The sequence below is a fragment of the Nocardioides sp. CCNWLW239 genome (assembly GCF_037137035.1).
Taxonomy (GTDB): Bacteria; Actinomycetota; Actinomycetes; order Propionibacteriales; family Nocardioidaceae; genus Nocardioides.
Genome location: NZ_JBBBNW010000001.1, coordinates 1,044,795 through 1,066,154, shown reverse-complemented (window position 1 = coordinate 1,066,154; position 21,360 = coordinate 1,044,795). Strand labels below are relative to the sequence as shown.

Below are 21,360 nucleotides of genomic sequence, written 5' to 3'. Positions count from 1 at the left end.
GCGTGACCTCAGACCGCGCGGCGGTAGGCGGCCATCGCGCGGTCGTAGGCCGCCCACGCCCGCCAGGACTCCAGGGCTCGCTCTCCTTGCGGCTTGAGGCCGCCGACCTTGTGGTAGGACTCGCCGTTGGCGTATTGCGACTCCCGGCCCGTCACCAGCGAGAGCAGCATCGGGAGCACGCTCTCGTCGGTCACCGTGATCGTGCCGACCTGGAAGGTCTGCCGCACCCACTCGGCCCGTTGATCCGAGCCCAGGACGAGTGCCACCGGCAGTCGCTCGGCGCGGGCGATCGCGTCCAGGATCGGGCCCAGACCGTCGGGGACCCAGCGCTCGTCGGAGGGCGGGGTGGGCGCCTTGGGGATGCTCATGGTGGAAGCGGAGCCGGGGTGGGGGGTCTGGGCGGTCGGCGCGGGTCCCGAGACGATGTAGGTGGTGGTGTTGGCGGGGATCTGGCCGGTCAACGGACCGGCGATCTTCGCGACGGACACCGGGGCGGGTTCGGGTGCGACGTCCAGGGTGACGTCCGAGGAGACCTGCTCGAGGAGCTGCTCGACCGCCTTCTCGGCGGGCTTATCGACGGGCTTGTCGCCTGTCTTCCGGCGCGGCCGGACCACGGGGATCTTCGCGGTGAAGGTGAAGGCACCGGTGCGCGGGGAGTCGAGGTGGCGGCCGGGAGCCGGTTCGGGAGCCCGGCCGAGCGCCGGGGCCGGTGCGGTGGCGGTGGTGACCAGTTCGGCGGCGTGCTTCCCGTGCGGACGGATCGAGCCGTCGGCGGCGAACTCGAACAGCGCCACCCGGACCTTGTCGGCCCACTCGACCGCGTCCAGGGCGTAGCCGGCTCGGCTGAAGAGCGCGACCGTCCGGGCGTCGTAGGCGTAGGCCGCACCGCGTACGGCACAGACGCTGCGCGCATCGGTCGGGGCACGGGTGAGCACGACCTGCGCGACGATGACGTTGTCCGGCCGACCGCCGATGATGTCGACGTCGGCGGCCGCGGTGCTGCCCGAGGGTGCAGCGTCCGGCCAGCCGAGGGATCGCAGATGCTCCGCGGCGTACTTCTCGGCTTCTTCGCCCGTTCGGGGTTGCCTCGGGGGTGCCAAACCAGGGTCCTTCCTCGATCCGCGCTTCGCGCGGCCTCCCTCGGGCCTCCCTGCCCGATCGAGTCGGGGAGGATGATAGGCCCGAGGCGCACGTCCTGTCCGGCGGGGTGGTGATTCGGGTGCCGGTGTTCGCTCCTGGCGGATCGGCCGCGAACTGTCGGCGCTCGCCGCTAGCGTGATCTTCATGAGGCGCCCGCATGAGAACGTCGCCACGGTCCTGGTGGATCCGCGCATTCTCGGCGACATCGAGATCGAGCTGATGTCGCTCGACATGCCGCTGTGGCGGGTGTGCGCGGCGCCGATCGTGAAGGACGGTCAGCGGGTCGCGTTCCAGATCCGTCACCGGCTGCTGATGTCGAAGCGGGGCGAGTGGGACTGCGCCAAGGACTGGGTCCCGGTCTGGATCGGCTTCGGCTCGACCTGGGCGTTTCCCGGCGAGGCCATCCCGTGGCCGGCTCACAAGGCGCTCTGGACGCTGCTCGAGGGATACGCCGACCACGTCCGCTACCACAAGCGGCTCGGTGGGATTCCTAGGATCCCGCGGCTACGAGAGGCTTGTTAGGGCGCTTCTCGATCTGCTTCCAGGTCGGGTCGATCGCGGGGAACATCGTGACCACGAAGTACGCGACCCCGCAGATCACCAGGGCCGTGGTCAGGCCGAACGCGGAGACGAGACTGCCGCCGAGCAGGCCGCCGAGCGGCATCAGCCCCCAGGCGAAGGCCGAGATCAGCGACATCACCCGACCGAGCACGGGAGCGGGGATCCGCTCGAACTGCAGCGCCCCGAGGATCGGGTTGATGAACCCGCTGGCCGTCCCGCCGATCGCGAACACGACGAACACCACCCACAACGGCGCTCCGAAAGCGATCACCAGGAATCGAGGGATCCCGGTGACGAGGAAGCAGATCAGGTACGTCGGGTAGCGGCGCATCCGGTCACCGATGGCCGCCGCGACGGCCGATCCCACCGCCGAAAAGCCCGAGAAGGTGGCGAACAGGAGTCCGATCGTCTCCGGGCTGGCGTGCTGCTGCCCCCACACGGGCATCAGCACGCTGCTCCACGCCATGTCGATCAGGTTGGTCAGCGCGACCATGAACGCCATCCCCAGGAGCACCCGGTCGCGGCGCAGGAAGTGCCAGCCCTCGGTCAGTTGGGCGCGATAGGAAGCGGAGGGCTCGGTGGGTTCGGGGTCTGCTGTCGGCTCCGGAACCCGGAGTCTGCTCAGCCCGGCGGTCGTCGTGGCCATCACCAGCGCGCCGAGCGCGAACGAGGCGGCGTCGATCACGATCGCGTCGGTCGCGCCGACCAGGCCGATCAGCAGGCCCGCGGCGGCGGCGCCGAGCATCGAGGCGGTGCGCTCCACGAACGAGTGAAGGCCGGTCGCCCGCTCCGTCGGCACACCTGCCGCCTCGACCAGCTGCGGGATCATCGACGCCTTCGCGGAGTCACCGGGGCCGCGCAGCGAGCCGGCGAGGGCGACGAGGATCAGCAGGACCGGGAAGTGCAGCAGGCCTGCTGCGTACAGCAGAGGGATGAGGCCGACCACGACGGCCGAGCCCAGATCGCAGGCGATCGCGACGCGGCGCGGGCCGAGGCGATCGATGATCGGGCCGCCGAAGATCTTGCTGAGGACCAGGGGGGTCATCTCGAAGAGCGCGATCAGGCCGGCCTTGGCAGGGCTCCCGGTCGTCTCGAGCACGAACCAGGGCAACGCCAGCATCGAGACGCGGGTGCCGAGCAGGGAGATCGTCTCGGCCGTCAGCCAGCCGTAGAGGGGCAGCTTCACGGTCAGTCCTTCTCGGGATCGGAGCCGAGGCGACCCGGCGAGGCGAAGGTGTGGAACTGGATGGCCACGGGCTCGCCGTCGGGATCGTCCTCGAAGCCGTCGACGATCTCGTTGACCTGTTCTCCCAGGCGGTGGGCCTGGCTGGGGGTGAGGCGCACGACCCGGTCGTTGAGGTTGAAGACCTCGCGCCACTCCTTCGGGAGGAGCTCGCGCTCTTCGAGCGCCGCCTGGAGTTGCTGGGTGTAGATGGTGACAACGGTCTGCAGATAGGCGCTCAGGGTCTCGTGGCCGTCGGCGGTGTCGGGCACTTTGCCGTCACCGGTGACGGTGAACTGATGGGCCGCCTTCCACCAGCGCTCCCGGGCGTTGCCGCGGCTCTCGTCGTCCTCGATGAACCCGTGCTGCGCGAGCTGGCGCAGGTGGTAGGAGGTCGCGCCGCTGTTGAGGCCGAGCCGGGTGGCCAGCGTGGTGGCCGTCGACGGACCGTCGACGCGGAGGATCCCGAGCATGCGTACGCGCACGGGGTGGGTGAGGGCCTTGAGCTGGTCGACTCCGGGGAAGATCTCGCGCGCTGCCATGGCGCCATCGTAGATCGCAAAGAAACATTTGCAAATAGTTCTTTGCAGATTCGGGATCCTGCGAACAACTGAGTGAAGAAAGCCAGGATGGCGCCGTTACCCTGTCGGGGTGACGACAGATGCCGCGCCGCCCACGCCGCCTTCCACCCCGACGGTGGCGATCATCGGCGGGGGAGCGAGCGGCACGCTGACCGCGATCAACCTGCTCCGCCGAGGCGCGTCGGTCACGTTGTTCGAGTCACGAGGAGAGGCCGGCTACGGGGTGGCCTACTCGACCACCGACAGCCGCCATCTCCTCAACGTCCGGGCCAACAACATGTCGGGCTTCCCCGACGACCGTGACGACCTGCTGAACTGGGCGGCCGAGGTCGGGATCGAGCTCGGTCCGATCGACTTCCTGCCGCGGCGCGACTACGCGCGCTACCTGCGCGACCGGCTCGCTCAGGCTGCTGCGGCCGGCCGCGGGGTCTTGGAGACGGTCGGGGAGACGGTCGTCGACGTCGAGCCCGTCGGTGCCGGATTCCGGGTGCTGACCAGCGACGACGTCGACCGCGCTGCCGACGCTGTCGTCCTCGCCTACGGCAACCCGCCGCCCCAGCCGCTGGCCGGGCTGCCCGAGGCGCCGTGGAACCTGTCGGACCCCTGGGACGTCGCCAGGATCAGCGCCCTGCCCGCCGATGCGACCGTGCTCGTCGTCGGCACCGGGCTCACCGCCGTCGACACGACGGTCACGCTCCTCGACGACTCCCCGGCCCGCCGGGTGGTCATGGTGAGCCGCCACGGCCTGGTGCCCAACCCCCACGTCGACGACCAGTTCACCTCCTGGGTGACTCCGGTCCCCGACGGCCCGCTGACCGCCGACGGCATCGCGTCCCTCGTACGCAGCCAGATCGAGCACGCCGCCACTCTCGGCGTCGACTGGCGTGCCGTCATCGACGGCCTGCGCGGCCCGACCCAGTCCATCTGGCGCCGCCTGCCCGAGCCCGAGCGCCGCCGCTTCCGTGAGCTCTACGCCCGCGAGTGGGAGGTACGCCGCCACCGCATGGCCCCGCGCATCGCCGCCCTCCTCGACGCCTACCGGGCCGAGGGACGCCTGGAGATCCTCGGTGGTGGCGTGCTCGGCTGCCGGGACGACGCCGGGACGAGCCCGGTGATCACGCTGGCCGACGGCGACCGCGAGGTGACCGCGGTGATCAACTGCACCGGTCCCTCGCCCGACATCACCCGCACCGACAACCCCCTGCTGCTCGCGCTCCAGAAGCGCGGCCTGATCGCCCCCGACCCTCTCCGCCTGGGCATCGACGTCACCGAGGACGGCCGCGTCATCGGGGCGGACGGCCGCGTCGTACCCGGCCTGCTGACCGTCGGCCCGCCCTGCAAGGGCGCCCTCTACGAGGCCACCGCCATCCCCGAGATCCGGGTACAGGCGGCCGCCGTCGCCGCCCACCTCGCCGAGTAGTCGCCCCCGCCGGCCGAGCCGTCAGGCACGTCGGCCGAGCCGTCAGGCACGTCGGCCGAGGCGTCACGTACGTCGGCCGAGTGGGCACGCCGATGACACCTCGGCCGACCGGAGCGACGCTTCGGCCGGCGGGGGTGACGCCTCGGCTGGGGTCAGCCGAGGTGGAGCTGGCGGTCCGTACGCGCGAAGGTCTCGGCGGCGAGCTCGGGGTCGGCGCTGAGCTCGGCACCGGTGGCCGGGATCATCGTCTTGAGCTGGGGCTGCCAGGCGTCCCAACGGTCGGGGAAGCAGCGGCGCAGGACGTTGACCATGATCGCCGGGGCGGTCGAGGCGCCGGGGGAGGCGCCGAGCAGACCCGCGATCGTGCCGTCCTCGGCGGTGATGACCTCGGTGCCGAACTGCAGGACGCCGTCGGGGCGGATGACCTGCACCCGCTGGCCGGCGATGATCCGCTCCCAGTCCTTGCGGTCGGCGGCGGGGAAGAAGTCGAGGAGGTCGTCGAACTTCTTGCGCGGCGAGCGCAGCAGCTCCTTGACCAGGTAGACGGTGAGATCCATGTTGGTCAGGCCCGCCCGCAGCATCGGCACCAGGTTGTGAGGCCGGACCGAGAGGAACAGGTCGGTGAGCGACCCGGACTTGAGGAAGCGGGGGCTCCAGCCGGCGTACGGACCGAACATCAGGTGGGTCTTGCCCTCGACGAAGCGGGTGTCGAGGTGGGGCACCGACATCGGCGGGGCGCCGACGGCGGCCTTGCCGTAGGCCTTGGCGCGGTGCTGGGCGACGAGCTCCGGCTTGGACGTACGCAGGAACTCACCGGAGACGGGGAAACCGCCGAAGCCGCGGATCTCCGGGATCGCGGCCTTCTGCAGCAGCGGCAGCGCGTAGCCGCCGGCGCCGACGAAGACGAACCGCGAGCGGAGGTGGTATTTCCCGGACTCGTTGCGGCCGTAGACGTGCCAGAAGCCGTCCATGGTCTGGTGCAGGTCGGTGACCTCGGAGCCGGTCTCCAGGTCGGCGCCCTTGTCGACCAGGGTGCGGGTCAGCATCGAGGTGAGCGAGCCGAAGTCGACGTCGGTGCCGGCGTTGGTCCAGGTCGCGGCGACGGGCTCGTCGGCGAGCGACTTCGCGGACCGGCCCGACATGAGCAGCGGCGCCCAGCCCTTGATGACCTCGGGGTCGGTGGAGAACTCCATCCCGGGGAAGAGCGGGTGCTTCGACAGCGCCTCGTAGCGCTTGCGCAGGTAGTCGACGTTCTCCGCGCCCCACACGAAGGACATGTGCGGGACCGTGTGGATGAACTTGTCGGGGTCCGGGATGCGGCCGTTCTCGACCAGGAAGGACCACAGCTGACGGGAGAGCTGGAACTGCTCGTTGACGTTGACGGCCTTGGAGATGTCGACCGAGCCGTCGGGCTTCTGCGGGCTGTAGTTGAGCTCGCAGAGCGCGGAGTGACCGGTGCCGGCGTTGTTCCATGGACCAGACGACTCGACGGCGAGCGAGTCGAGCCGCTCGATCATCTTGATGGACCAGCTGGGCTCGAGCTCCTGCAGGAGCACGCCCAGGGTGGCGCTCATGATGCCGCCGCCGATCAGCACTACGTCAAGAGGTTCGTCCACAGGTCTTTTGTCTCGCTTTTGGGGCCGCAATGGTTAATCGGGGTCCTTAGATCGGTCTAACTTGTGGGCAACTTCACTGCCCGCTTCGATCATGATGCCGCCCTTCATTGTGTCCCACCGCACATGCCGGGGACAGTTCAGGGTGGGGTTACGCTCGCCCGGTGCCACGCCTCTCTGACTCCCACCGCGCCTGGATCGACGAAGCCGTACGCCGCGTCGAGGCCGACGCGCAACGCTCCGCCGACACCCACCTGCACGCGGTGCCCCTGCCTGCGTGTCCCGGGATCGACCTCTACCTCAAGGACGAGTCGAGCCACCCCACCGGCTCGCTGAAGCACCGCCTGGCGCGGTCGCTGTTCCTCTACGCGATCTGCAACGGCTGGCTCCACGAGGGCTCGACGGTCGTCGAGGCCTCGTCGGGGTCGACAGCGGTCTCCGAGGCTTACTTCGCCGGCCTGCTCGGGTTGCCGTTCGTCGCGGTGATGCCGCGCTCGACCTCGGAGGAGAAGGTGCGCCTGATCGAGTGGCACGGCGGACGGTGCCACTTCGTCGACAAGGCCCCCGACATGTACGCCGAGGCCGAGCGTCTCGCCCGTGAGTGCGACGGCCACTACATGGACCAGTTCACCTACGCCGAGCGGGCCACCGACTGGCGCGGCAACAACAACATCGCCGAGTCGATCTTCGACCAGATGTCGCAGGAGCGGCACCCGGTCCCGACCTGGATCGTCGTCTCGGCCGGCACCGGCGGCACCTCGGCGACGATCGGGCGCTACCTCCACTACCGCCGCCACTCGACCAAGCTGATGGTCGCCGACCCCGAGAACTCCGCCTTCTACGGCGGCTGGGAGATGGACACCTCCGACTACGCCACCGGGATGCCCTCGCGCATCGAGGGGATCGGCCGGCCGCGGGTCGAGCCGTCCTTCGTCGGTGGGGTCGTCGACGACATGGTCCAGGTCCCCGACGCGGCCTCGATCGCGACGATGCGCTGGCTCTCGGCCCGGATGGGTCGCTCGGTCGGCCCCTCGACGGGCACCAACGTGTGGGCATCGCTGGGCGTCGTACGCGAGATGACCGAGGCGGGTGCGACGGGCAGCGTCGTCTCGCTGCTGTGCGACTCCGGAGAGCGCTACCGCTCCTCCTACTACGACGACGCCTGGGTGAGCGAGAAGGGCATCGACCTGGCGCCGTACGCAGCGGCCCTCGACGACTACGAGCGCACCGGCGTCCTCGTCGACCCCTCCTGACGCGCCCAGATCCGCAGCCCGAGCGTGATCAGCGCCCACACGCCGGCGACCAGCAGGATCTCGTTGACGATGTAGACGGGCCACGGACCGAGCAGGTCCAGCATCGAGCCCGACTCCGGCTTGTAGCGCAGGTAGCCGTAGTTGGCGTCGAGGACGAGATTGAGGACGTACGCCGCGACGGCCCAGGCCGCCGTGGTCGCGACTGCCCAGCCGTAGTCGCGCCAGCGGGGGAGCAGCTTGAGCCCGAAGACGAGATAGACGGCCGCGAGCACGATCATCAGGTGCAGGCCCCAGAAGGTGAAGTAGCTGACGTCCGGGTAGTCCATGACGTCCGGCGTGAACACACCTTGCGTGGTCAGGGTGAGACCCCAGAAGCAGGTCAGCGCGGTCGGATACGGGTGGTGGGTCCAGAGCGCGACCGCGGCCGCCATCCAGGCCAGGTCGCACAGGTGGATCGGCAGGTCGATGAAGAGATCGAAGTCCGTGACCCACTCGTGCGCCTGCAGCGGGATGGTCGTCAGCGGGATCGCGAGCGCGAACCCTCGGGAAAATTTCGACGGATTCGCGTCGTGCCGCTCCCGCCTGCCCAGCCAGACCACGGCCACGATCCCCGCTGTGAGCAGGGACAACGGCACCAGATGGGTCAGACCGTAAGCCTGCATGACGGAAGTCTGACGGGATTCTCGAAAAAATTCTTCTGAACCCGCGTCACGGGTTGCCGGTCGGCCCGTTTCATCGGCGGAAGGTCGTCCACCGGTGGGGGGTGGACGACCTCCGACACCAAGGTGGCGGTCCCTCTGAATGCACACTGCGGGGGTGGTGTGCAATCAGAGGGACGCCTGGGTTCTAGAGGCTGGTCCCGGTCACCGCGGTCGCGTAGAGCTCTGCGTCGTGATGGATCTCGGCGGCGAGCCCCTGCGTCCGCATGAGGTCGGCGGTGACCGCCGCCTGCTCCCGGCTTGACTCGATGATCAGTACGCCGCCCGGAGCCAGCCGCTCCGGAGCCTCCTCGATGACCCGGCGCTGGATGTCCAGCCCGTCCGGTCCGCCGTCGAGCGCCACGAGATGCTCATGGTCCCGCGCCTCCGGCGGCATCTGAGCGATCCGCTCGGTCGGGACGTACGGGGCGTTGGCCACGATCACGTCGAACACGAGCCCGTGCGGCAACGGCGAGAAGAGATCGCCGAGCACGACGTTCGAAGCCAAGTTGACCCGAGCGCACTCGACCGCCGCCGGATCGATGTCGCTGGCCCAGACCTCCGCACGAGGAACCCGCCGCGAGATGGCAGCCCCGATGGCCCCGGTCCCGGTCCCCACATCCACAACCCGCGGTGTGCTGTCAGGGGTGCGCTCCAGCGCACTTCTGGCAGCACGCGACGCCAATTCGACCAGCAGCCTCGAGCGCTGCCTCGGGACGAAGACGCCCGGGGCCACCGTGATCCTCAGACCGTCGAACTCGGCCCAGCCCACGATGAGCTCCAGCGGCTCGCCGGCGACGCGGCGTACGACCATCGCCTCTCGCTCCTGCTCGGAGACCGGTTCCGCCTCGAGCAGGGCTGCCTCGTCCTCGGCGAAGACGCAGCCGGCCGCGCGGAGGCGGGCGACGAGCGCCGGATCGGGGGCTGAGCCAGGGGTGGCGGAGTGCATTGGAGAAGATTGACATGTGGACGCCGTGACTCTGATCGGATTTATCGTGGCCGGGTATGCCGCGTTCGTCACGATCGCTGCTGCGATCGGCGTGGTGCTGAAGGCGCCGCGGCCGACGTGGCTCGACCAGGTGGCGTGGATGCTGGAGATCCTGGCGGTCGTGCTCGCGATCGGGGCGCTCGCGGCCTGGTCGGGCGGGCGCAAGCCGGAGTCGCTGTCGACCTTCCTGGGCTACCTCGGCGCGCTGGTGTGCCTGATGCCGCTGGCGCTGCAGACGATGCGCGGCGACCGCTCGACCTGGTCCTCGGGCGTGATCGCGGCGGCCGCCCTGGCGACGGGGGTCGTGGCCGTACGCGTCATGATGGTCAGGTGACCGAGACCGCCCCCGCCACGACCCGCTCCGGTCCGCACCTGGTGCTGCTGACCGTCTACGCGATCTTCGCGCTCGCCGCGGGCGCTCGATCGTTGGTGCAGGTCTTCACCCACTTCGACGAGGCACCGATCGCCTACCTGCTCTCGGTGGTCGCCGCGGCGACGTACGTCGCGGGCTGGTTCGCGATCCGCCGGGCTGCCGCTGGGTCGGCCGGTTTCGCGAAGATCATGCTGTGGGTCGAGCTGGCCGGCGTGATCGTCGTCGGTGTCCTCTCCTTGGCTGTCCCGTCGTGGTTCCCGGACGACTCGGTATGGTCGAAGTTCGGGAGCGGATACGGATTCGTTCCCGCCCTGCTGCCGATCCTGGGTCTGCTCTGGCTCTGGAGAGGTCGACCCGAAGGAGCCCGATGAGTCAGCCGACGAGCCAGTCGACAGCCACCGCGATCTCGCCTGACTCGGGAGAGCACTGGTCGGCTCCGGGTGCGTGGACGGTCGCCGACGGCGTGCACCGGATCCCGCTGCCGCTGCCGATGGACGGGCTCAAGGCGGTCAACATCTACGTCCTCGAGGGTTCCGACGGGCTGTCGCTGATCGACGGCGGCTGGGCGATCACCGAGGGGCGTTCTGCGCTGGAGGCCGGGTTGAAGAAGCTCGGCTTCGGGTTCGGTGACATCCGGCGGTTCCTGGTCACCCACGTCCACCGCGACCACTACACCCTCGCCTCGGTGCTGGGCGAGGAGTTCGGTGCCGACGTGCTCCTCGGTTCCGGCGACCGGCCCACCCTCGAGCTCACCAACGGCGATCTCGACGGCTGGGTCTCGACCGACCGGCTGCTCGCGTACGCCGGTGCGCACGACCTGGCCGCGAAGTGGGCGGCCAACCCGCCGCCCGCGCCCGACCTGTCCCACTGGCGGATGCCGTCGCAGTGGCTGGAGGGGGACGTACGCCTCTCCGTCGCCGGCCGCGACGTCGACGCCGTGCACACCCCCGGCCACACCCAGGGTCACTACGTCTATGCAGACCTGGCCGGCTCGGTCCTGTTCGCCGGCGACCACGTGCTGCCCACGATCACGCCGTCGATCGGCTTCGAGCCGGTGCCGGTCGTCGACCCGCTGGGTGACTTCATGGCGTCGCTGACCAAGGTCCGCTCCCTCCCTGACCTGCGGCTCCTGCCCGCCCACGGCCCGGTCGCGACCTCGTCGCACGCCCGCGTCGACGAGCTCCTGGCCCACCACGAGTCTCGTCTCGCCCAGTCGCTGGCGTCCTTGCAGGCCGGGCGCCGCTCGGCGCTGGAGGTCGCCAACGACCTCGGCTGGACCCGCCACGAGCGCGCCTTCGCCGAGCTCGACTACTTCAACGCCGGCCTCGCGGTCATGGAGACCAAGGCTCACCTCGAGCTGCTGGTGGCTCGCGGCCTCGCCACCCGTGAGGAGACGGAGACGAGCGTGCTGTTCGCCCCGGTCGCCGCCGTCAGCGCCTGAGCCGCATCGGGGTGTGCGGGATGTCGTCCTCGAGGAACTCCTCGCCGTCCTTCACGAACCCGAACTTCGCGTACCAGCCGGCCAGCGGCGACTGAGCGTCGAGCACGACGTCGCGGTCGGTGACCGCCTCGACCGCAGCCGTCATGATCACGTCGGCGAGACCCCGGCCGCGGTGGCTGGGGGCGAGGACGACGCGGCCGATGCGCCACACGTCGCCGTCGTCGAGGATGCGGGCGGTGCCGGCGAGCTGGTCGCCGTCGGTCAGCACCACGTGACGCGTCCCCGGCTCGAGGTCACGGCCGTCCAGGTCGAGGTAGGGGCAGCCCTGCTCGACGACGAAGACCTCCTGGCGCAGCCGCCACAGGGCGTACGCGGTCGAGGACGTGAGGTCGTCGAAGGACGAGATGGCGACGTCGGTCATGAGCCGATTCTCGCAAGCAAGTAGTGTTGCCGGGAACAGACAGGGGAGGCCGGAAGGCCTGAGAGTGCGGCGAACGGCGCCGCAGACCCTCCGAACCTGCTCCGGTTGATACCGGCGAAGGGAGTCAGAAATGCGCATGCGTACGCCTGCCATCGCTGCCACTGCTATCTCGGCGCTGCTGCTGTCCGCGTGCGGAGGGACGTCGGCGGAACCGGAGGCCGAGAAGTCCACAGGATCCGGCGAGAAGGCGGTCGTGCTGCTGACTCACGACAGCTTCACGCTGCCGAAGGAGGTGCTGGCCGAGTTCACCGAGAAGACCGGCTACACCGCCGAGATCCGGCACGCGGGCGACGGGGGCGAGCTGACCACGAAGATCGCGATGGACACCGGCAACCCCGACGGTGACGCTGTCTTCGGCGTCGACAACACCTTCGCCAGCCGGGCGATCGACCAGGGTGCGCTGGAGGCGTACACACCGGGCGAGGTTCCCGACGGCGTCTCGGACTACGACCTGCCCGGCGACGACGAGCACTTCCTGACCCCCGTCGACACCGGCAGCGTGTGCGTCAACATCGACACCGAGTGGTTCGAGGCCAAGAAGCTGACGCCGCCGGAGTCGCTCGACGACCTGGCCGAGCCTGCCTACAAGGATCTCTTCGTGACTCCGGGCGCGGCGACCTCGACGCCGGGGATGGCGTTCCTGCTGGCGACCGTCGCGGAATACGGCGAGGACGGCTGGGCCGACTACTGGGGCAAGCTGATGGACAACGGCACCAAGGTCGTCGACGGCTGGGACCAGGCCTACTACTCCGACTTCACCCAGGGCGGCGGCAAGGGGACGCGGCCGATCGTCGTGTCGTACGACTCCTCGCCGGCTTTCACCGTCAAGGACGGTCGCTCCACCACCAAGGCGCTGCTCGACACCTGCTTCCGGCAGGTCGAGTACGCGGGCGTGCTGAAGGGCGCCGACCACCCCGAGGGCGCCAAGGCGCTGATCGACTTCATGCTCTCCGACAGCGTGCAGGGGGCGCTGCCGGAGAGCATGTACGTGTTCCCCGTCTCCTCCGGCGTCGAGCTGCCGCCCGAGTGGGCGAAGTTCGCCCAGCAGCCGACCACGCCGCTCTCCGTCGATCCGGAGGAGATCGAGGAGAACCGTGAGGCCTGGCTGGCGACCTGGAGCGACATGATCGCACGGTGACTTCTCGTCTGGGGAGCTCGACTCGACGCGCTGCGACCCGGCGGATCGCGACCCTGATCGCGCTCGCTGCGGTCCCGGTGGCAGTCCTGGCGGTCTTCTTCGTCCTGCCTGTCGTCGGGATGGTGCAGCGTGGGCTCTTCGCCTCGGGGTCGTTCGACCCCGAGGTGGTGGTCCGCGTGCTCCAGCGTCCGGAGATCCAGCGGGCGATCTGGTTCACGCTGTGGTCCTCCGCTCTGGCGACGGTGCTGAGCGTGGCGCTGGGGCTGCCGGCCGCGTTCGCGCTGCACCGGCTGTCGTTTCCGCTGCAGCGAGTCATCCGGGCCGGGCTGCTGGTGCCGTTCGTGCTCCCCACCGTCGTCGTCGGGGTCGCCTTCCGTGAGCTCATCGGTGAAGCAGGGCTCCTGGCCGGGCTGGGGCTCGACGGCACGCCCACCGCGATCATCCTCGGGCTGGTCTTCTTCAACGCCTCGGTGGTCATCCGGGCGGTCGGGGCGGCCTGGGAGTCGCTCGACCCGCGCCCCGGCGAAGCCGCCGCCGCGCTCGGGGCGTCGCCGGCTCGGGTCTTCTGGACGATCACGCTGCCCGCGCTGCGGCCGTCGATCGTCTCCGCCGCATCGGTGGTCTTCCTCTTCTGCGCCACCGCCTTCGGGATCGTGCTGACCCTCGGCGGGGTCCGCTACAACAGCATCGAGACCGAGATCTACAAGCTGACCTTCACCCTGTTCGACCTCCCTGGTGCCGCGGTCCTGTCGGTGCTCCAGCTCGTGGTCGTGATCGGGTTGCTGGTCGTGGCCGGGCGGCTGCGCACGGTGGCCGACCCGGCGCAGTCACGCGTCGTCGTACGCCGCCGGCCGGTCTCGCTGCGCGACCTCCCGGTCCTGCTGTCGACCTCGGTGCTCGTCCTGCTGGTCGCCGGGCCGCTGCTGGCGTTGCTGCTCGGTTCGCTGCGGGTCGATGACCGGTGGAGTCTCGGTAACTACGTGGCGCTGCAGACCCCTGGCTTCGATCCGCCGCTGCCGGTGCCGGTCACCACCGCGCTGATCACGTCGCTGGCGGTCGCGGTGCAGGCGTCACTGGTCGCGCTCGTGCTCGGGCTGCTGGTGGCGTTCGCGGTGACCCGGCGGTCGCGGTCGCTGGCCGAGCGTCGGGTGCGTTCGGTGCTCGACGGGCTCTTCATGGTGCCGCTCGGGGTCAGCGCCGTCACGCTCGGTCTCGGGCTCTACCTGACGCTCGGTTCGGGCGTTCTCGACTTCCGTGACGAACCCTGGCTGGTGCCGGTGGCGCAGGCGCTGGTCGCGTTGCCGCTGGTGGTGAGGACGTTGGTGCCGGTGCTGGGGTCGGTCGACGACCGGCTCCGTCAGGCCGCCGCCGGGCTCGGGGCCGGGCCGCTGCGCGCGGTCATGACCGTCGACGTACCCGCCGTCTGGAAGCCCCTCCTCGCCTCCGCCGGCTTCGCGTTCGCGGCCTCGCTGGGGGAGTTCGGCGCGACCTCCTTCCTCGTCCGCGAGGAGCGCCCCACCCTCCCCGTCGTCATCCTCCGGCTGCTGTCCCGTCCGGGGTCTGACAACTACGGCATGGCCCTCGCCGCCGCTTGTGTCCTCGCCTTTGCCACCGCTGCGGTCATGCTCCTCGTCGAGCGTCTCCGCGTACCGTCGATCGGAGCACTGTGAACAGCCGAGAAGTCACCCCCGTCGGCCGAGGCGTCACGTACGTCGGCCGAGGCGTCACGTACGTCGGCCGAGGCGTCAGCTGCGTCGAGCGAGACGTCAGGGGTGTGACGCTTCGGCCGACGGGCCTGACGCTTCGGCCGACGGGGCTGACGCTTCGGCTGGAACGAGGTTGCGATGCTGTCGCTGGGTGAGGTCTCGGTGGCGTACGACGGGAAGGTGGCCGTCTCGGACGTCAGCCTGGAGCTGGCGGACGGGGAGGTGCTGGCGCTGCTCGGGCCGTCGGGGTCGGGGAAGTCGACGTTGCTGCGGGCGGTGGCGGGGCTGGAACCGGCGACCGGCGAGATCGGTTGGGACGGACGGTCGCTGCGCGGGGTGCCGACGCACAAGCGCGGGTTCGCGCTGATGTTCCAGGACGGACAGCTGTTCCCGCACCTGACCGTCGCGAACAACGTCGCCTACGCGATGAGGTTGCGGCGCATCCCGGCCGCCGTCCGCGAGAAGAAGGTCGCTGAGCTGCTGGAGCTCGTCGGTCTGGGCGGCTACCAGGACAGGCTCCCCGGCACGCTGAGCGGCGGCGAGCGGCAGCGGGTCGCGCTCGCCCGGGCGCTCGCGGTCGAACCGCGGCTCCTGCTCCTCGACGAGCCGCTCTCCGCCCTCGATGCCGGCCTGCGGGAGCGCCTCGCGGGTGACCTGCGGCGGATCCTGCACGAGGCCGGCACCACGGCGCTGATGGTGACCCACGACCAGGAGGAGGCGTTCGCGGTGGCTGACCGGATCGCGCTCCTGCGCGACGGTCGTCTGGTGCAGGAGGGGACCCTCCGAGAGGTGTGGGCGCGGCCGGTCGACACCTGGGCCGCTTTGTTCCTGGGCTATGCCCGTGTGCTCGAGGGGCCGGCGGCCCACACGGTCCTGGAGGCCGCCGGGATGACCCCGGCCGGCGCGGTGGCGCTGCGTCGCTCCGCCTTCGTCATCGACCCGGACGGACCGCTCACCGGCACCGTGGTCTCGGCCAGGGCGACGCCGGAGCAGCACCGGCTCGTCGTACGTCTCGATGGTGTCGGTGAGGTCGACGCCGTCGCCGACTCGGCGCCGGCTCCGGAGGAACCGGTGAGGTTGCGGGTCGAGCCGAACAGGCTGGCCATCCCGGCATCCTGCCGTCAGGAATCGGCACAGCAGCCACCCGCCACTTAGAATTAGCGGCTATGTATCGTCGCGCTCAGATCTTCCTCGTCAGCAGCGCGCTGATCTTCGGCCTGATCGCAGTCGTGACCGCGCAGATCGTCGACAAGCGCATGCTCGACCCGGAGGGCTTCCTCGGACCGTCCTGGCTCCGTCTTCCGCTCCTGGTCGGCGCCGCAATTCTCGTCGATCTGGTGCCACGCACGCTGTGGCTGGCGAAGTTCAGGTGGAAGGAGATGGGCCCGATCTTCAAGGAGCGGGTCCGCACCCACTGGACCCGTGAGCGGCTGACGCTCGTCGTCCTGGGCATCGTCTGCTTCTACCTGGTCTACGTCTGCTACCGGAACCTCAAGTCGTTCCTGCCGTTCGTGGTGCCGGAGACGTATGAGTTCGATCACGAGCTGCACCTGATCGACAAGGCGGTCCTCTTCGGGTCCGACCCGGCGATCCTGCTCCACGACCTCCTCGGCACCGGCTGGGTGGCGTGGTTCCTCTCCTACATCTACATGTGGTTCCTGCCGCTGGTGCCGTTCGCCGTGGCCGGGTGGCTGGTGTGGTCGCGCAACCTCGCCTACGGCTACTGGTTCGTGTGCTCGCAGTGCATCGCCTGGATCCTCGGCACCGTCTCCTACTACTGCCTGCCGACGGTCGGTCCGGGGCTCCAATACCCCTATCTCTACGCCGATCTGCCCGAGACACCGGCGAGCACCCTGATGGAATCGCTGGTCTTCACCAGGCAGCACGTCCTCTTCGACGTCGACGCCAACGTGGTGCAGTCCGTCGGTGGGTTCGCCTCGCTGCACTGCGGCATCACCCTGCTGATGGCACTGATGATCCAGGCCACCGTCAACAACAAGATCGCCCGCTGGGCAGGCTGGATCAACTTCGGGATCACCGTCGTGGCCACCATCTACTTCGGCTGGCACTACCTCGCCGATGACATCGCCGGCTGCATGATCGCGCTCGTCGCCTACTACTTCGGCGGCCTGGTGGCCAACCAGAAGTTCCAGCGCAAGGGCGTACGTCGTCTCGTCGTCGAGTCCGACGAGATCGCCGACCGCGAGGCGAAGGTCGCCCACGAGCTGACCTGACCTGGGTCTGGTCGGGCATAGGGTGGCGGGGTGACCGCCATCGATGCTGCTTCACTGACCGCACTACTCGACGGGCGCTACGCCGGAGTCCGGGAGGACGTACGCCGGGCGCTGGCCGAACGGGCCGGCTTCCTCGACGAGGTCGAGGAACTGCCCCGGCCGGAGTATCGCGAGCGGGTCCGGGAGGTGCTCCTGGACGTCTCTGCGACCGGTCTGACCGGGCTCGGGTTCCCGAAGGAGTACGGCGGCGGTGGCGACGTCGGCGCTTCCATCGCCGCCTTCGAGGAGATGGCCGGCGGTGACCTGTCGCTGCTGGTGAAGTCGGGCGTGCAGTTCGGGCTCTTCGGCGGCGCGATCCTGCAGCTGGGGACCGCCCGTCATCACGATCAGTATCTCGCCGACATCGTCGCCGGACGCGTGCTCGGCTGCTTCGCGATGACCGAGCACGGCCACGGGTCGAACGTGGCCGCGGTGGCGACCGTGGCGACCTACGACCCGGCCACGCAGGAGTTCGTCATCGAGACGACCCGCGAGGACGCCTACAAGGACTACATCGGCAACGCCGCCTGTCACGGTGAGCTGGCGGTCGTCTTCGCGCAGCTGGTCGTCGGGGGCGAGGAGCGCGGGGTGCACGCCTTCGTCGTGCCGATCCGGGTCTCCGGGGCGGCCGCTCCGGGGGTGCGGATCGAGGACGACGGGCCCAAGATGGGGCTCAACGGCGTCGACAACGGCCGGCTGTGGTTCTCGGGGGTGCGGGTGCCGCGTACGTCCTTGTTGAACCGGTTCGCGGACGTCACCGAAGCCGGCGAGTACGTCTCCGAGATCGAGTCGGCCGGGCGGCGCTTCTTCACCATGCTCGGCACCCTGGTGCAGGGCCGGGTCTCGGTCGGCGGCGCCGCGGTCCGCACCTCGGAGGTCGCGCTCACGATCGCTGTCCGCTACGCGCTGCGGCGGCGGCAGTTCGAGGCGTCGGCGGAGGCCGAGGAGTCGCTCCTCATCGACTACGGTCAGCACCAGCGGCGCCTGCTCCCGCTCGTTGCCCGGACCTATGCGCTGCGCTTCGCGCAGGAGGTCGTACGCGACGACCTGCACGACGTCTTCTCCGGCGTCGCGACCTCGGAGCACGCCCGGCGCGAGCTCGAGTCGCGGGCGGCCGGCACCAAGGCGCTGGCGACCTGGCACGCGACCCGGACCATCCAGGAGTGCCGCGAGGCGTGCGGAGGGGCGGGCTATCTGGCCGCCAACCGGTTCGCGGCCCTGAAGGCCGACACGGACGTCTTCACGACCTTCGAGGGTGACAACACGGTGCTGCTGCAGCTGGTCGCCAAGGGCCTGCTCACCGGCTACTCCAGCGAGTTCGAGGAGATGGACCAGCTCGACCTCGTACGCTTCGTCGCCGGTCTCGCCGTCGAGACGGTCCTGGAGCGCACCGCCGTCCACAAGCTGCTCGAGCGGGTCCGGGACGTCGTACCGATCGCAGGGGAGCGGGAGCCGGACCTCCTCGACTCCGACTACCACCTGGCCATGCTGCGCTTCCGCGAGGAGCACATGCTCGCCGGTGTCGCTCGACGTCTGCAATCGGGCGTGAAGGCCGGACGCGAGCCCGGTGAGGTGTTCTCGACCGTGCAGGACCACGTCATCGGGGTCGCCCATGCGCACGTCGAGCGGCTGATCCACGAGGCGTTCCTCGAGAAGGTACGAAGCCTGCCGGAGGGCGACCTACGCGAGCTGATGGACACCCTCTGCGACCTCAGCGCCCTCTCCGTCATCGAGGCCGACCGGGCCTGGTTCATGGAGCACGGCCGCCTCTCCTCCGAGCGCTCCAAGGCCATCACCGCCGAGGTCAACCGGCTCTGCCGCGAGCTGCGCCCGGTGGCACGGTTGCTGGTCGACGGCTTCGGGGTGCCGGAGGAGCTGCTGCGGGCGAAGGACCTGATCGGCTGAGGGACGGTCGCCGGATGCTCACCGAGGTAACTCGGTCGGGCGTCACTGGCTTCATGGAGTTCCGCGAGGGCAGTACATGCTCGCCGAGTTACCTCGGTGAGCATCCACCCGCCGATCGTAGGGAGCGTGGGCCGCTTGACTCTCCACAGGTGACGTTCGATACCGGGTTATCCACAACGGGCCGAATTCTGGTCGGAAACGTCGGCGCCGGGACGAAACCTGGACGCATGGACCCACTACGACTCATCACCGAGGCCGAAGGCTTCTTCACCCGACGCGAGGCCAAGAACGCCGGCTACGCAGATCGCGAGATCACCGCGGTCGTCCGCCAGGGCGCCTGGCACCGGATCAGACGCGGAGCCTATGTGTTCTCCGATGAATGGGAGGCGCTCGACGCGGTCGGGCGCCACCGTGTGCGTGCCCGGGCGGTGCAGCGGTCTCTGGGCGGCAAGATCGCTCTGAGCCACGTGTCCGGCCTGGTCGCTCACGGGATCGACCTCTGGGGTGTCGACCTCACCAAGGTGCATGTGACCAGGCTCGACGGCGCCGGAAGGCCGCTCGAAGGTGACGTCGTCCACCACCTGGGCGTGGTCGGCGATGACGAGGTCGGGACACAGGACGGGCTGCGTACGCTGCCTGCGGTGCGATGCGCTCTGGAGACGAGTCTTCAGGCCAACGACGAGGTCACACAGTGCCTGCTCGATGCAGGTCTCCGATCGAAGGCATTCACGAAGGAAGAGCTGATCGCCGAATACGAGCGGATGAACCAGTGGCCCTTCAGTCATCCGCTCGGAGCCGCAGTCGCCCATGCTGATCCGCTCTCGGGATCGATCGCGGAGTCGCGCTGTCTGTGGTTGTTCCGTGTCGGAGGTCTGCCTCGCCCGGAGCTGCAGGTGCCGGTCTACCGTGCGGACGGTTCTCTCGTCGGCATCGTCGACTGGGCCTGGCCGCAGTTCCGGTTGTTCGGTGAGTTCGACGGCAAGGTGAAGTACGGAAAGCTGCTCAGGCCCGGTCAGTCACCCAGCGACGCGGTGTTCGAGGAGAAGCGGCGTGAGGACGAGATCCGGGAGATCACGGACTACGGTTTCGTGCGCGTCGTCTGGGACGACCTGGACAACCCGCGCAGGACGCTCGGGAGGTTCGAGTCCCGGATGCGGCTCGCCAGCTGATCGCTCTGGGTGGTTGACTGACCAGGTGGCCAGGCTGATCCTCATCAACGGAATGCCCGGTGTAGGAAAGTCGACGCTCGCCAGGCGGTTTGCCGCCGACCACCCTGGAACGCTGGTCTGTGACATCGACCTGCTGCGCACCTCTATCAGCGGATGGCGAGACGACTTCCTCGGCGCCGGCGTCCGGATCAGGCCAGCGGCGTTGGGGCTGATCCGCGGCTACCTCAGCGAGTCCGGCGACGTCGTGCTCCCACAGCTGTTCGCCAGGGTCAGCGAGCTGGAGCGTTTCGAGAGGGCGGCGCACGACGCCGGCGCCGAGTTCGTGGAGGTCATGCTCGAGGCCGTCGAGGACGACGCGCTACGCCGTTTCCATGCGCGCGATGACGGCAGCGATCCCTGGCACCCGATCGTGCGAGAGATCGTGGCGGAGTCCGGCGGCGACGAGCACCTCCGTGCGTACGCCTCCAAGCTCGCCGAGCTCGTGACACAACGCCCCGCGACGAAGGTGGTTCCGAGCATGGCGGGCGAGGTCGACGCGGCGTACGACTCCTTGCGTGCCGCGCTGGGTGAATGCTGACCGAGTTACCTCGGTGAACAGGAACTGCCTTCGTGGAACTCCACGAAGGCAGTGCAACCCAACCGAGTTACCTCGGTGAGCATTCGCCGCTCGACCGAGTTACCTCGGTGAGCATTCGCCGCTCGACCGAGTTACCTCGGTGAGCATTCGCCGCCCGACCGAGTTACCTCGGTCAGCATCCATCGCCCGACCGAATCACCTTCGATCAACTCAGGACATCGCCTCGATCGAATACGAGGCGCCAAGACTCAGTGAGCGGTGTTCTTGAACCGGTCGATCGAGGCGGCGATCTCCGACTCCGCGGCAGCCCGGCCGACCCAGTCGGAGCCCTTGACGGTCTTGCCGGGCTCGAGGTCCTTGTAGTGCTCGAAGAAGTGCTTGATCTCGTTGAGCGTCCACTCGTCGACGTCGCCGAGGTCCTGGATGTGGTCGAAGCGGGGGTCGCAGGGGACGCAGAGGACCTTCTCGTCCTGGCCCTTCTCGTCCTCCATGACGTACATCGCGACCGGGCGGGCCTCGACCAGCACACCGGGGAACAAGGGGTACGGGGTCAGGACCAGCGCGTCGAGCGGGTCTCCATCCCCACCGAGGGTGTCTTCGATGTAGCCGTAGTCTGCGGGGTACATCATGGAGGTGAACAGCACGCGGTCGAGTCGAAGCCGGTTCGACTCGTGGTCCACCTCGTACTTGTTGCGGGATCCCTTGGGGACCTCGATCAGTACGTCGAACTCCTGCGTCACTCTCTGCCTCCAGACAACCCAAAAACGGAATGCCGGACAGTCTGACACCAAACGGCGCCAGACCCGGCATCGAGGAGGATA

At 69.3% G+C, this 21,360-nt stretch carries 21 protein-coding genes and 1 riboswitch; of the genes, 13 read left to right on the top strand and 8 right to left on the bottom strand.

Features of this window, described 5'->3' with window-relative positions; all coding sequences use genetic code 11:
• Positions 1-8: 8 nt before the first annotated feature.
• Positions 9-1,100 carry a restriction endonuclease gene (locus WBG06_RS05130; RefSeq protein ID WP_336735446.1) on the bottom strand — a complete coding sequence of 364 codons (1,092 nt, stop codon included), beginning with the start codon at positions 1,098-1,100 and terminating at the stop codon, positions 9-11.
• A 184-nt stretch (positions 1,101-1,284) separates the two neighbouring features.
• Here WBG06_RS05130 and WBG06_RS05125 point away from each other — a divergent pair, with 184 nt between their 5' ends.
• Positions 1,285-1,662, top strand: coding sequence for a hypothetical protein (locus WBG06_RS05125; RefSeq protein WP_336735445.1), 378 nt, complete (start codon positions 1,285-1,287; stop codon positions 1,660-1,662).
• Here WBG06_RS05125 and WBG06_RS05120 read toward each other — a convergent pair.
• Both WBG06_RS05120 and WBG06_RS05115 read right to left on the bottom strand, forming a co-directional pair.
• Complete coding sequence (locus WBG06_RS05120; protein WP_336735444.1) at positions 1,631-2,887, bottom strand: MFS transporter; 1,257 nt, start codon at positions 2,885-2,887, stop codon at positions 1,631-1,633. The genes WBG06_RS05125 and WBG06_RS05120 overlap by 32 nt on opposite strands.
• Positions 2,888-2,889: 2 nt before the next feature.
• Positions 2,890-3,465, bottom strand: a complete 576-nt coding sequence (locus WBG06_RS05115; RefSeq protein WP_336735443.1) for an ArsR/SmtB family transcription factor — start codon at positions 3,463-3,465, stop codon at positions 2,890-2,892.
• Positions 3,466-3,574: 109 nt separating this feature from the next.
• On the opposite strand from WBG06_RS05115, the gene WBG06_RS05110 reads away from it, so the two are divergent.
• Positions 3,575-4,924: an FAD/NAD(P)-binding protein gene (locus WBG06_RS05110; protein WP_336735442.1), complete on the top strand. Its 1,350-nt coding sequence runs from the start codon at positions 3,575-3,577 to the stop codon at positions 4,922-4,924.
• Positions 4,925-5,076: 152 nt separating this feature from the next.
• On the opposite strand, the gene WBG06_RS05105 is transcribed toward WBG06_RS05110, so the two are convergent.
• Positions 5,077-6,540, bottom strand: a complete 1,464-nt coding sequence (locus WBG06_RS05105; protein ID WP_336735441.1) for a malate:quinone oxidoreductase — start codon at positions 6,538-6,540, stop codon at positions 5,077-5,079.
• Positions 6,541-6,701: 161 nt separating this feature from the next.
• Between WBG06_RS05105 and WBG06_RS05100 the strand changes: the two genes are divergently transcribed.
• On the top strand, positions 6,702-7,790 hold the full coding sequence (locus tag WBG06_RS05100; RefSeq protein WP_336735440.1) for a PLP-dependent cysteine synthase family protein: 1,089 nt from the start codon (positions 6,702-6,704) through the stop codon (positions 7,788-7,790).
• On the opposite strand, the gene WBG06_RS05095 is transcribed toward WBG06_RS05100, so the two are convergent.
• Together WBG06_RS05095 and WBG06_RS05090 are read right to left on the bottom strand one after the other, a co-directional pair.
• Positions 7,754-8,452 (bottom strand): YwaF family protein, encoded by a 699-nt coding sequence (locus tag WBG06_RS05095; protein ID WP_336735439.1) that lies wholly within the window; start codon positions 8,450-8,452, stop codon positions 7,754-7,756. The two genes, WBG06_RS05100 and WBG06_RS05095, sit on opposite strands and share 37 nt — an antisense overlap.
• 184 nt (positions 8,453-8,636) lie before the next feature.
• Positions 8,637-9,437 (bottom strand): putative protein N(5)-glutamine methyltransferase, encoded by an 801-nt coding sequence (locus WBG06_RS05090; protein WP_336735438.1) that lies wholly within the window; start codon positions 9,435-9,437, stop codon positions 8,637-8,639.
• Between the two features lie 16 nt (positions 9,438-9,453).
• On the opposite strand from WBG06_RS05090, the gene WBG06_RS05085 reads away from it, so the two are divergent.
• From WBG06_RS05085 to WBG06_RS05075, 3 genes are read left to right on the top strand one after another with little or no spacing between them, the layout of a single operon-like run.
• Positions 9,454-9,810 carry a hypothetical protein gene (locus WBG06_RS05085; protein WP_336735437.1) on the top strand — a complete coding sequence of 119 codons (357 nt, stop codon included), beginning with the start codon at positions 9,454-9,456 and terminating at the stop codon, positions 9,808-9,810.
• Entirely contained in the window at positions 9,807-10,220 is a 414-nt protein-coding gene (locus WBG06_RS05080; RefSeq protein WP_336735436.1) for a hypothetical protein, read from the top strand. Before WBG06_RS05085 ends, WBG06_RS05080 begins: the two co-directional genes overlap by 4 nt.
• The gene (locus WBG06_RS05075) at positions 10,217-11,290 is read left to right on the top strand and encodes an MBL fold metallo-hydrolase (protein WP_336735435.1); all 1,074 of its coding nucleotides are present in this window, start codon (positions 10,217-10,219) and stop codon (positions 11,288-11,290) included. Before WBG06_RS05080 ends, WBG06_RS05075 begins: the two co-directional genes overlap by 4 nt.
• On the opposite strand, the gene WBG06_RS05070 is transcribed toward WBG06_RS05075, so the two are convergent.
• Positions 11,280-11,711, bottom strand: coding sequence for a GNAT family N-acetyltransferase (locus WBG06_RS05070; protein ID WP_336735434.1), 432 nt, complete (start codon positions 11,709-11,711; stop codon positions 11,280-11,282). The two genes, WBG06_RS05075 and WBG06_RS05070, sit on opposite strands and share 11 nt — an antisense overlap.
• A 31-nt stretch (positions 11,712-11,742) precedes the next feature.
• Positions 11,743-11,851, top strand: a riboswitch (TPP riboswitch).
• Here WBG06_RS05070 and WBG06_RS05065 point away from each other — a divergent pair.
• From WBG06_RS05065 to WBG06_RS05035, 7 genes are all read left to right on the top strand, one after another.
• Positions 11,848-12,909: a thiamine ABC transporter substrate-binding protein gene (locus WBG06_RS05065; protein ID WP_336735433.1), complete on the top strand. Its 1,062-nt coding sequence runs from the start codon at positions 11,848-11,850 to the stop codon at positions 12,907-12,909. (Overlaps the previous riboswitch by 4 nt.)
• Positions 12,906-14,579, top strand: a complete 1,674-nt coding sequence (locus WBG06_RS05060; protein WP_336735432.1) for an ABC transporter permease — start codon at positions 12,906-12,908, stop codon at positions 14,577-14,579. Before WBG06_RS05065 ends, WBG06_RS05060 begins: the two co-directional genes overlap by 4 nt.
• Before the next feature lie 174 nt (positions 14,580-14,753).
• Positions 14,754-15,770 carry an ABC transporter ATP-binding protein gene (locus WBG06_RS05055; RefSeq protein ID WP_336735431.1) on the top strand — a complete coding sequence of 339 codons (1,017 nt, stop codon included), beginning with the start codon at positions 14,754-14,756 and terminating at the stop codon, positions 15,768-15,770.
• 11 nt (positions 15,771-15,781) lie between these two features.
• The gene (locus WBG06_RS05050) at positions 15,782-16,849 is read left to right on the top strand and encodes a phosphatase PAP2 family protein (RefSeq protein ID WP_336735430.1); all 1,068 of its coding nucleotides are present in this window, start codon (positions 15,782-15,784) and stop codon (positions 16,847-16,849) included.
• A 30-nt stretch (positions 16,850-16,879) separates the two neighbouring features.
• Positions 16,880-18,793 carry an acyl-CoA dehydrogenase family protein gene (locus WBG06_RS05045; RefSeq protein WP_336735429.1) on the top strand — a complete coding sequence of 638 codons (1,914 nt, stop codon included), beginning with the start codon at positions 16,880-16,882 and terminating at the stop codon, positions 18,791-18,793.
• A gap of 227 nt (positions 18,794-19,020) precedes the next feature.
• A complete protein-coding gene (locus WBG06_RS05040) occupies positions 19,021-19,962 on the top strand; it encodes a type IV toxin-antitoxin system AbiEi family antitoxin domain-containing protein (protein WP_336735428.1) in 942 nt (313 codons plus the stop codon).
• Positions 19,963-19,987: 25 nt separating this feature from the next.
• Positions 19,988-20,539 (top strand): AAA family ATPase, encoded by a 552-nt coding sequence (locus WBG06_RS05035; protein ID WP_336735427.1) that lies wholly within the window; start codon positions 19,988-19,990, stop codon positions 20,537-20,539.
• 248 nt (positions 20,540-20,787) lie between these two features.
• On the opposite strand, the gene WBG06_RS05030 is transcribed toward WBG06_RS05035, so the two are convergent.
• On the bottom strand, positions 20,788-21,279 hold the full coding sequence (locus WBG06_RS05030; protein WP_336735426.1) for an inorganic diphosphatase: 492 nt from the start codon (positions 21,277-21,279) through the stop codon (positions 20,788-20,790).
• Between the last annotated feature and the right edge of the window lie 81 nt (positions 21,280-21,360).

Coding starts and splice junctions, on each gene's coding strand:
- WBG06_RS05115 (WP_336735443.1), bottom strand. CDS start 3,465: ATGGCAGCGCGCGAGATCTTCCCCGGAGTCGACCAGCTCAAGGCCCTC.
- WBG06_RS05125 (WP_336735445.1), top strand. CDS start 1,285: ATGAGGCGCCCGCATGAGAACGTCGCCACGGTCCTGGTGGATCCGCGC.
- WBG06_RS05055 (WP_336735431.1), top strand. CDS start 14,754: ATGCTGTCGCTGGGTGAGGTCTCGGTGGCGTACGACGGGAAGGTGGCC.
- WBG06_RS05095 (WP_336735439.1), bottom strand. CDS start 8,452: ATGCAGGCTTACGGTCTGACCCATCTGGTGCCGTTGTCCCTGCTCACA.
- WBG06_RS05040 (WP_336735428.1), top strand. CDS start 19,021: ATGGACCCACTACGACTCATCACCGAGGCCGAAGGCTTCTTCACCCGA.
- WBG06_RS05090 (WP_336735438.1), bottom strand. CDS start 9,437: ATGCACTCCGCCACCCCTGGCTCAGCCCCCGATCCGGCGCTCGTCGCC.
- WBG06_RS05065 (WP_336735433.1), top strand. CDS start 11,848: ATGCGTACGCCTGCCATCGCTGCCACTGCTATCTCGGCGCTGCTGCTG.
- WBG06_RS05070 (WP_336735434.1), bottom strand. CDS start 11,711: ATGACCGACGTCGCCATCTCGTCCTTCGACGACCTCACGTCCTCGACC.
- WBG06_RS05075 (WP_336735435.1), top strand. CDS start 10,217: ATGAGTCAGCCGACGAGCCAGTCGACAGCCACCGCGATCTCGCCTGAC.
- WBG06_RS05050 (WP_336735430.1), top strand. CDS start 15,782: ATGTATCGTCGCGCTCAGATCTTCCTCGTCAGCAGCGCGCTGATCTTC.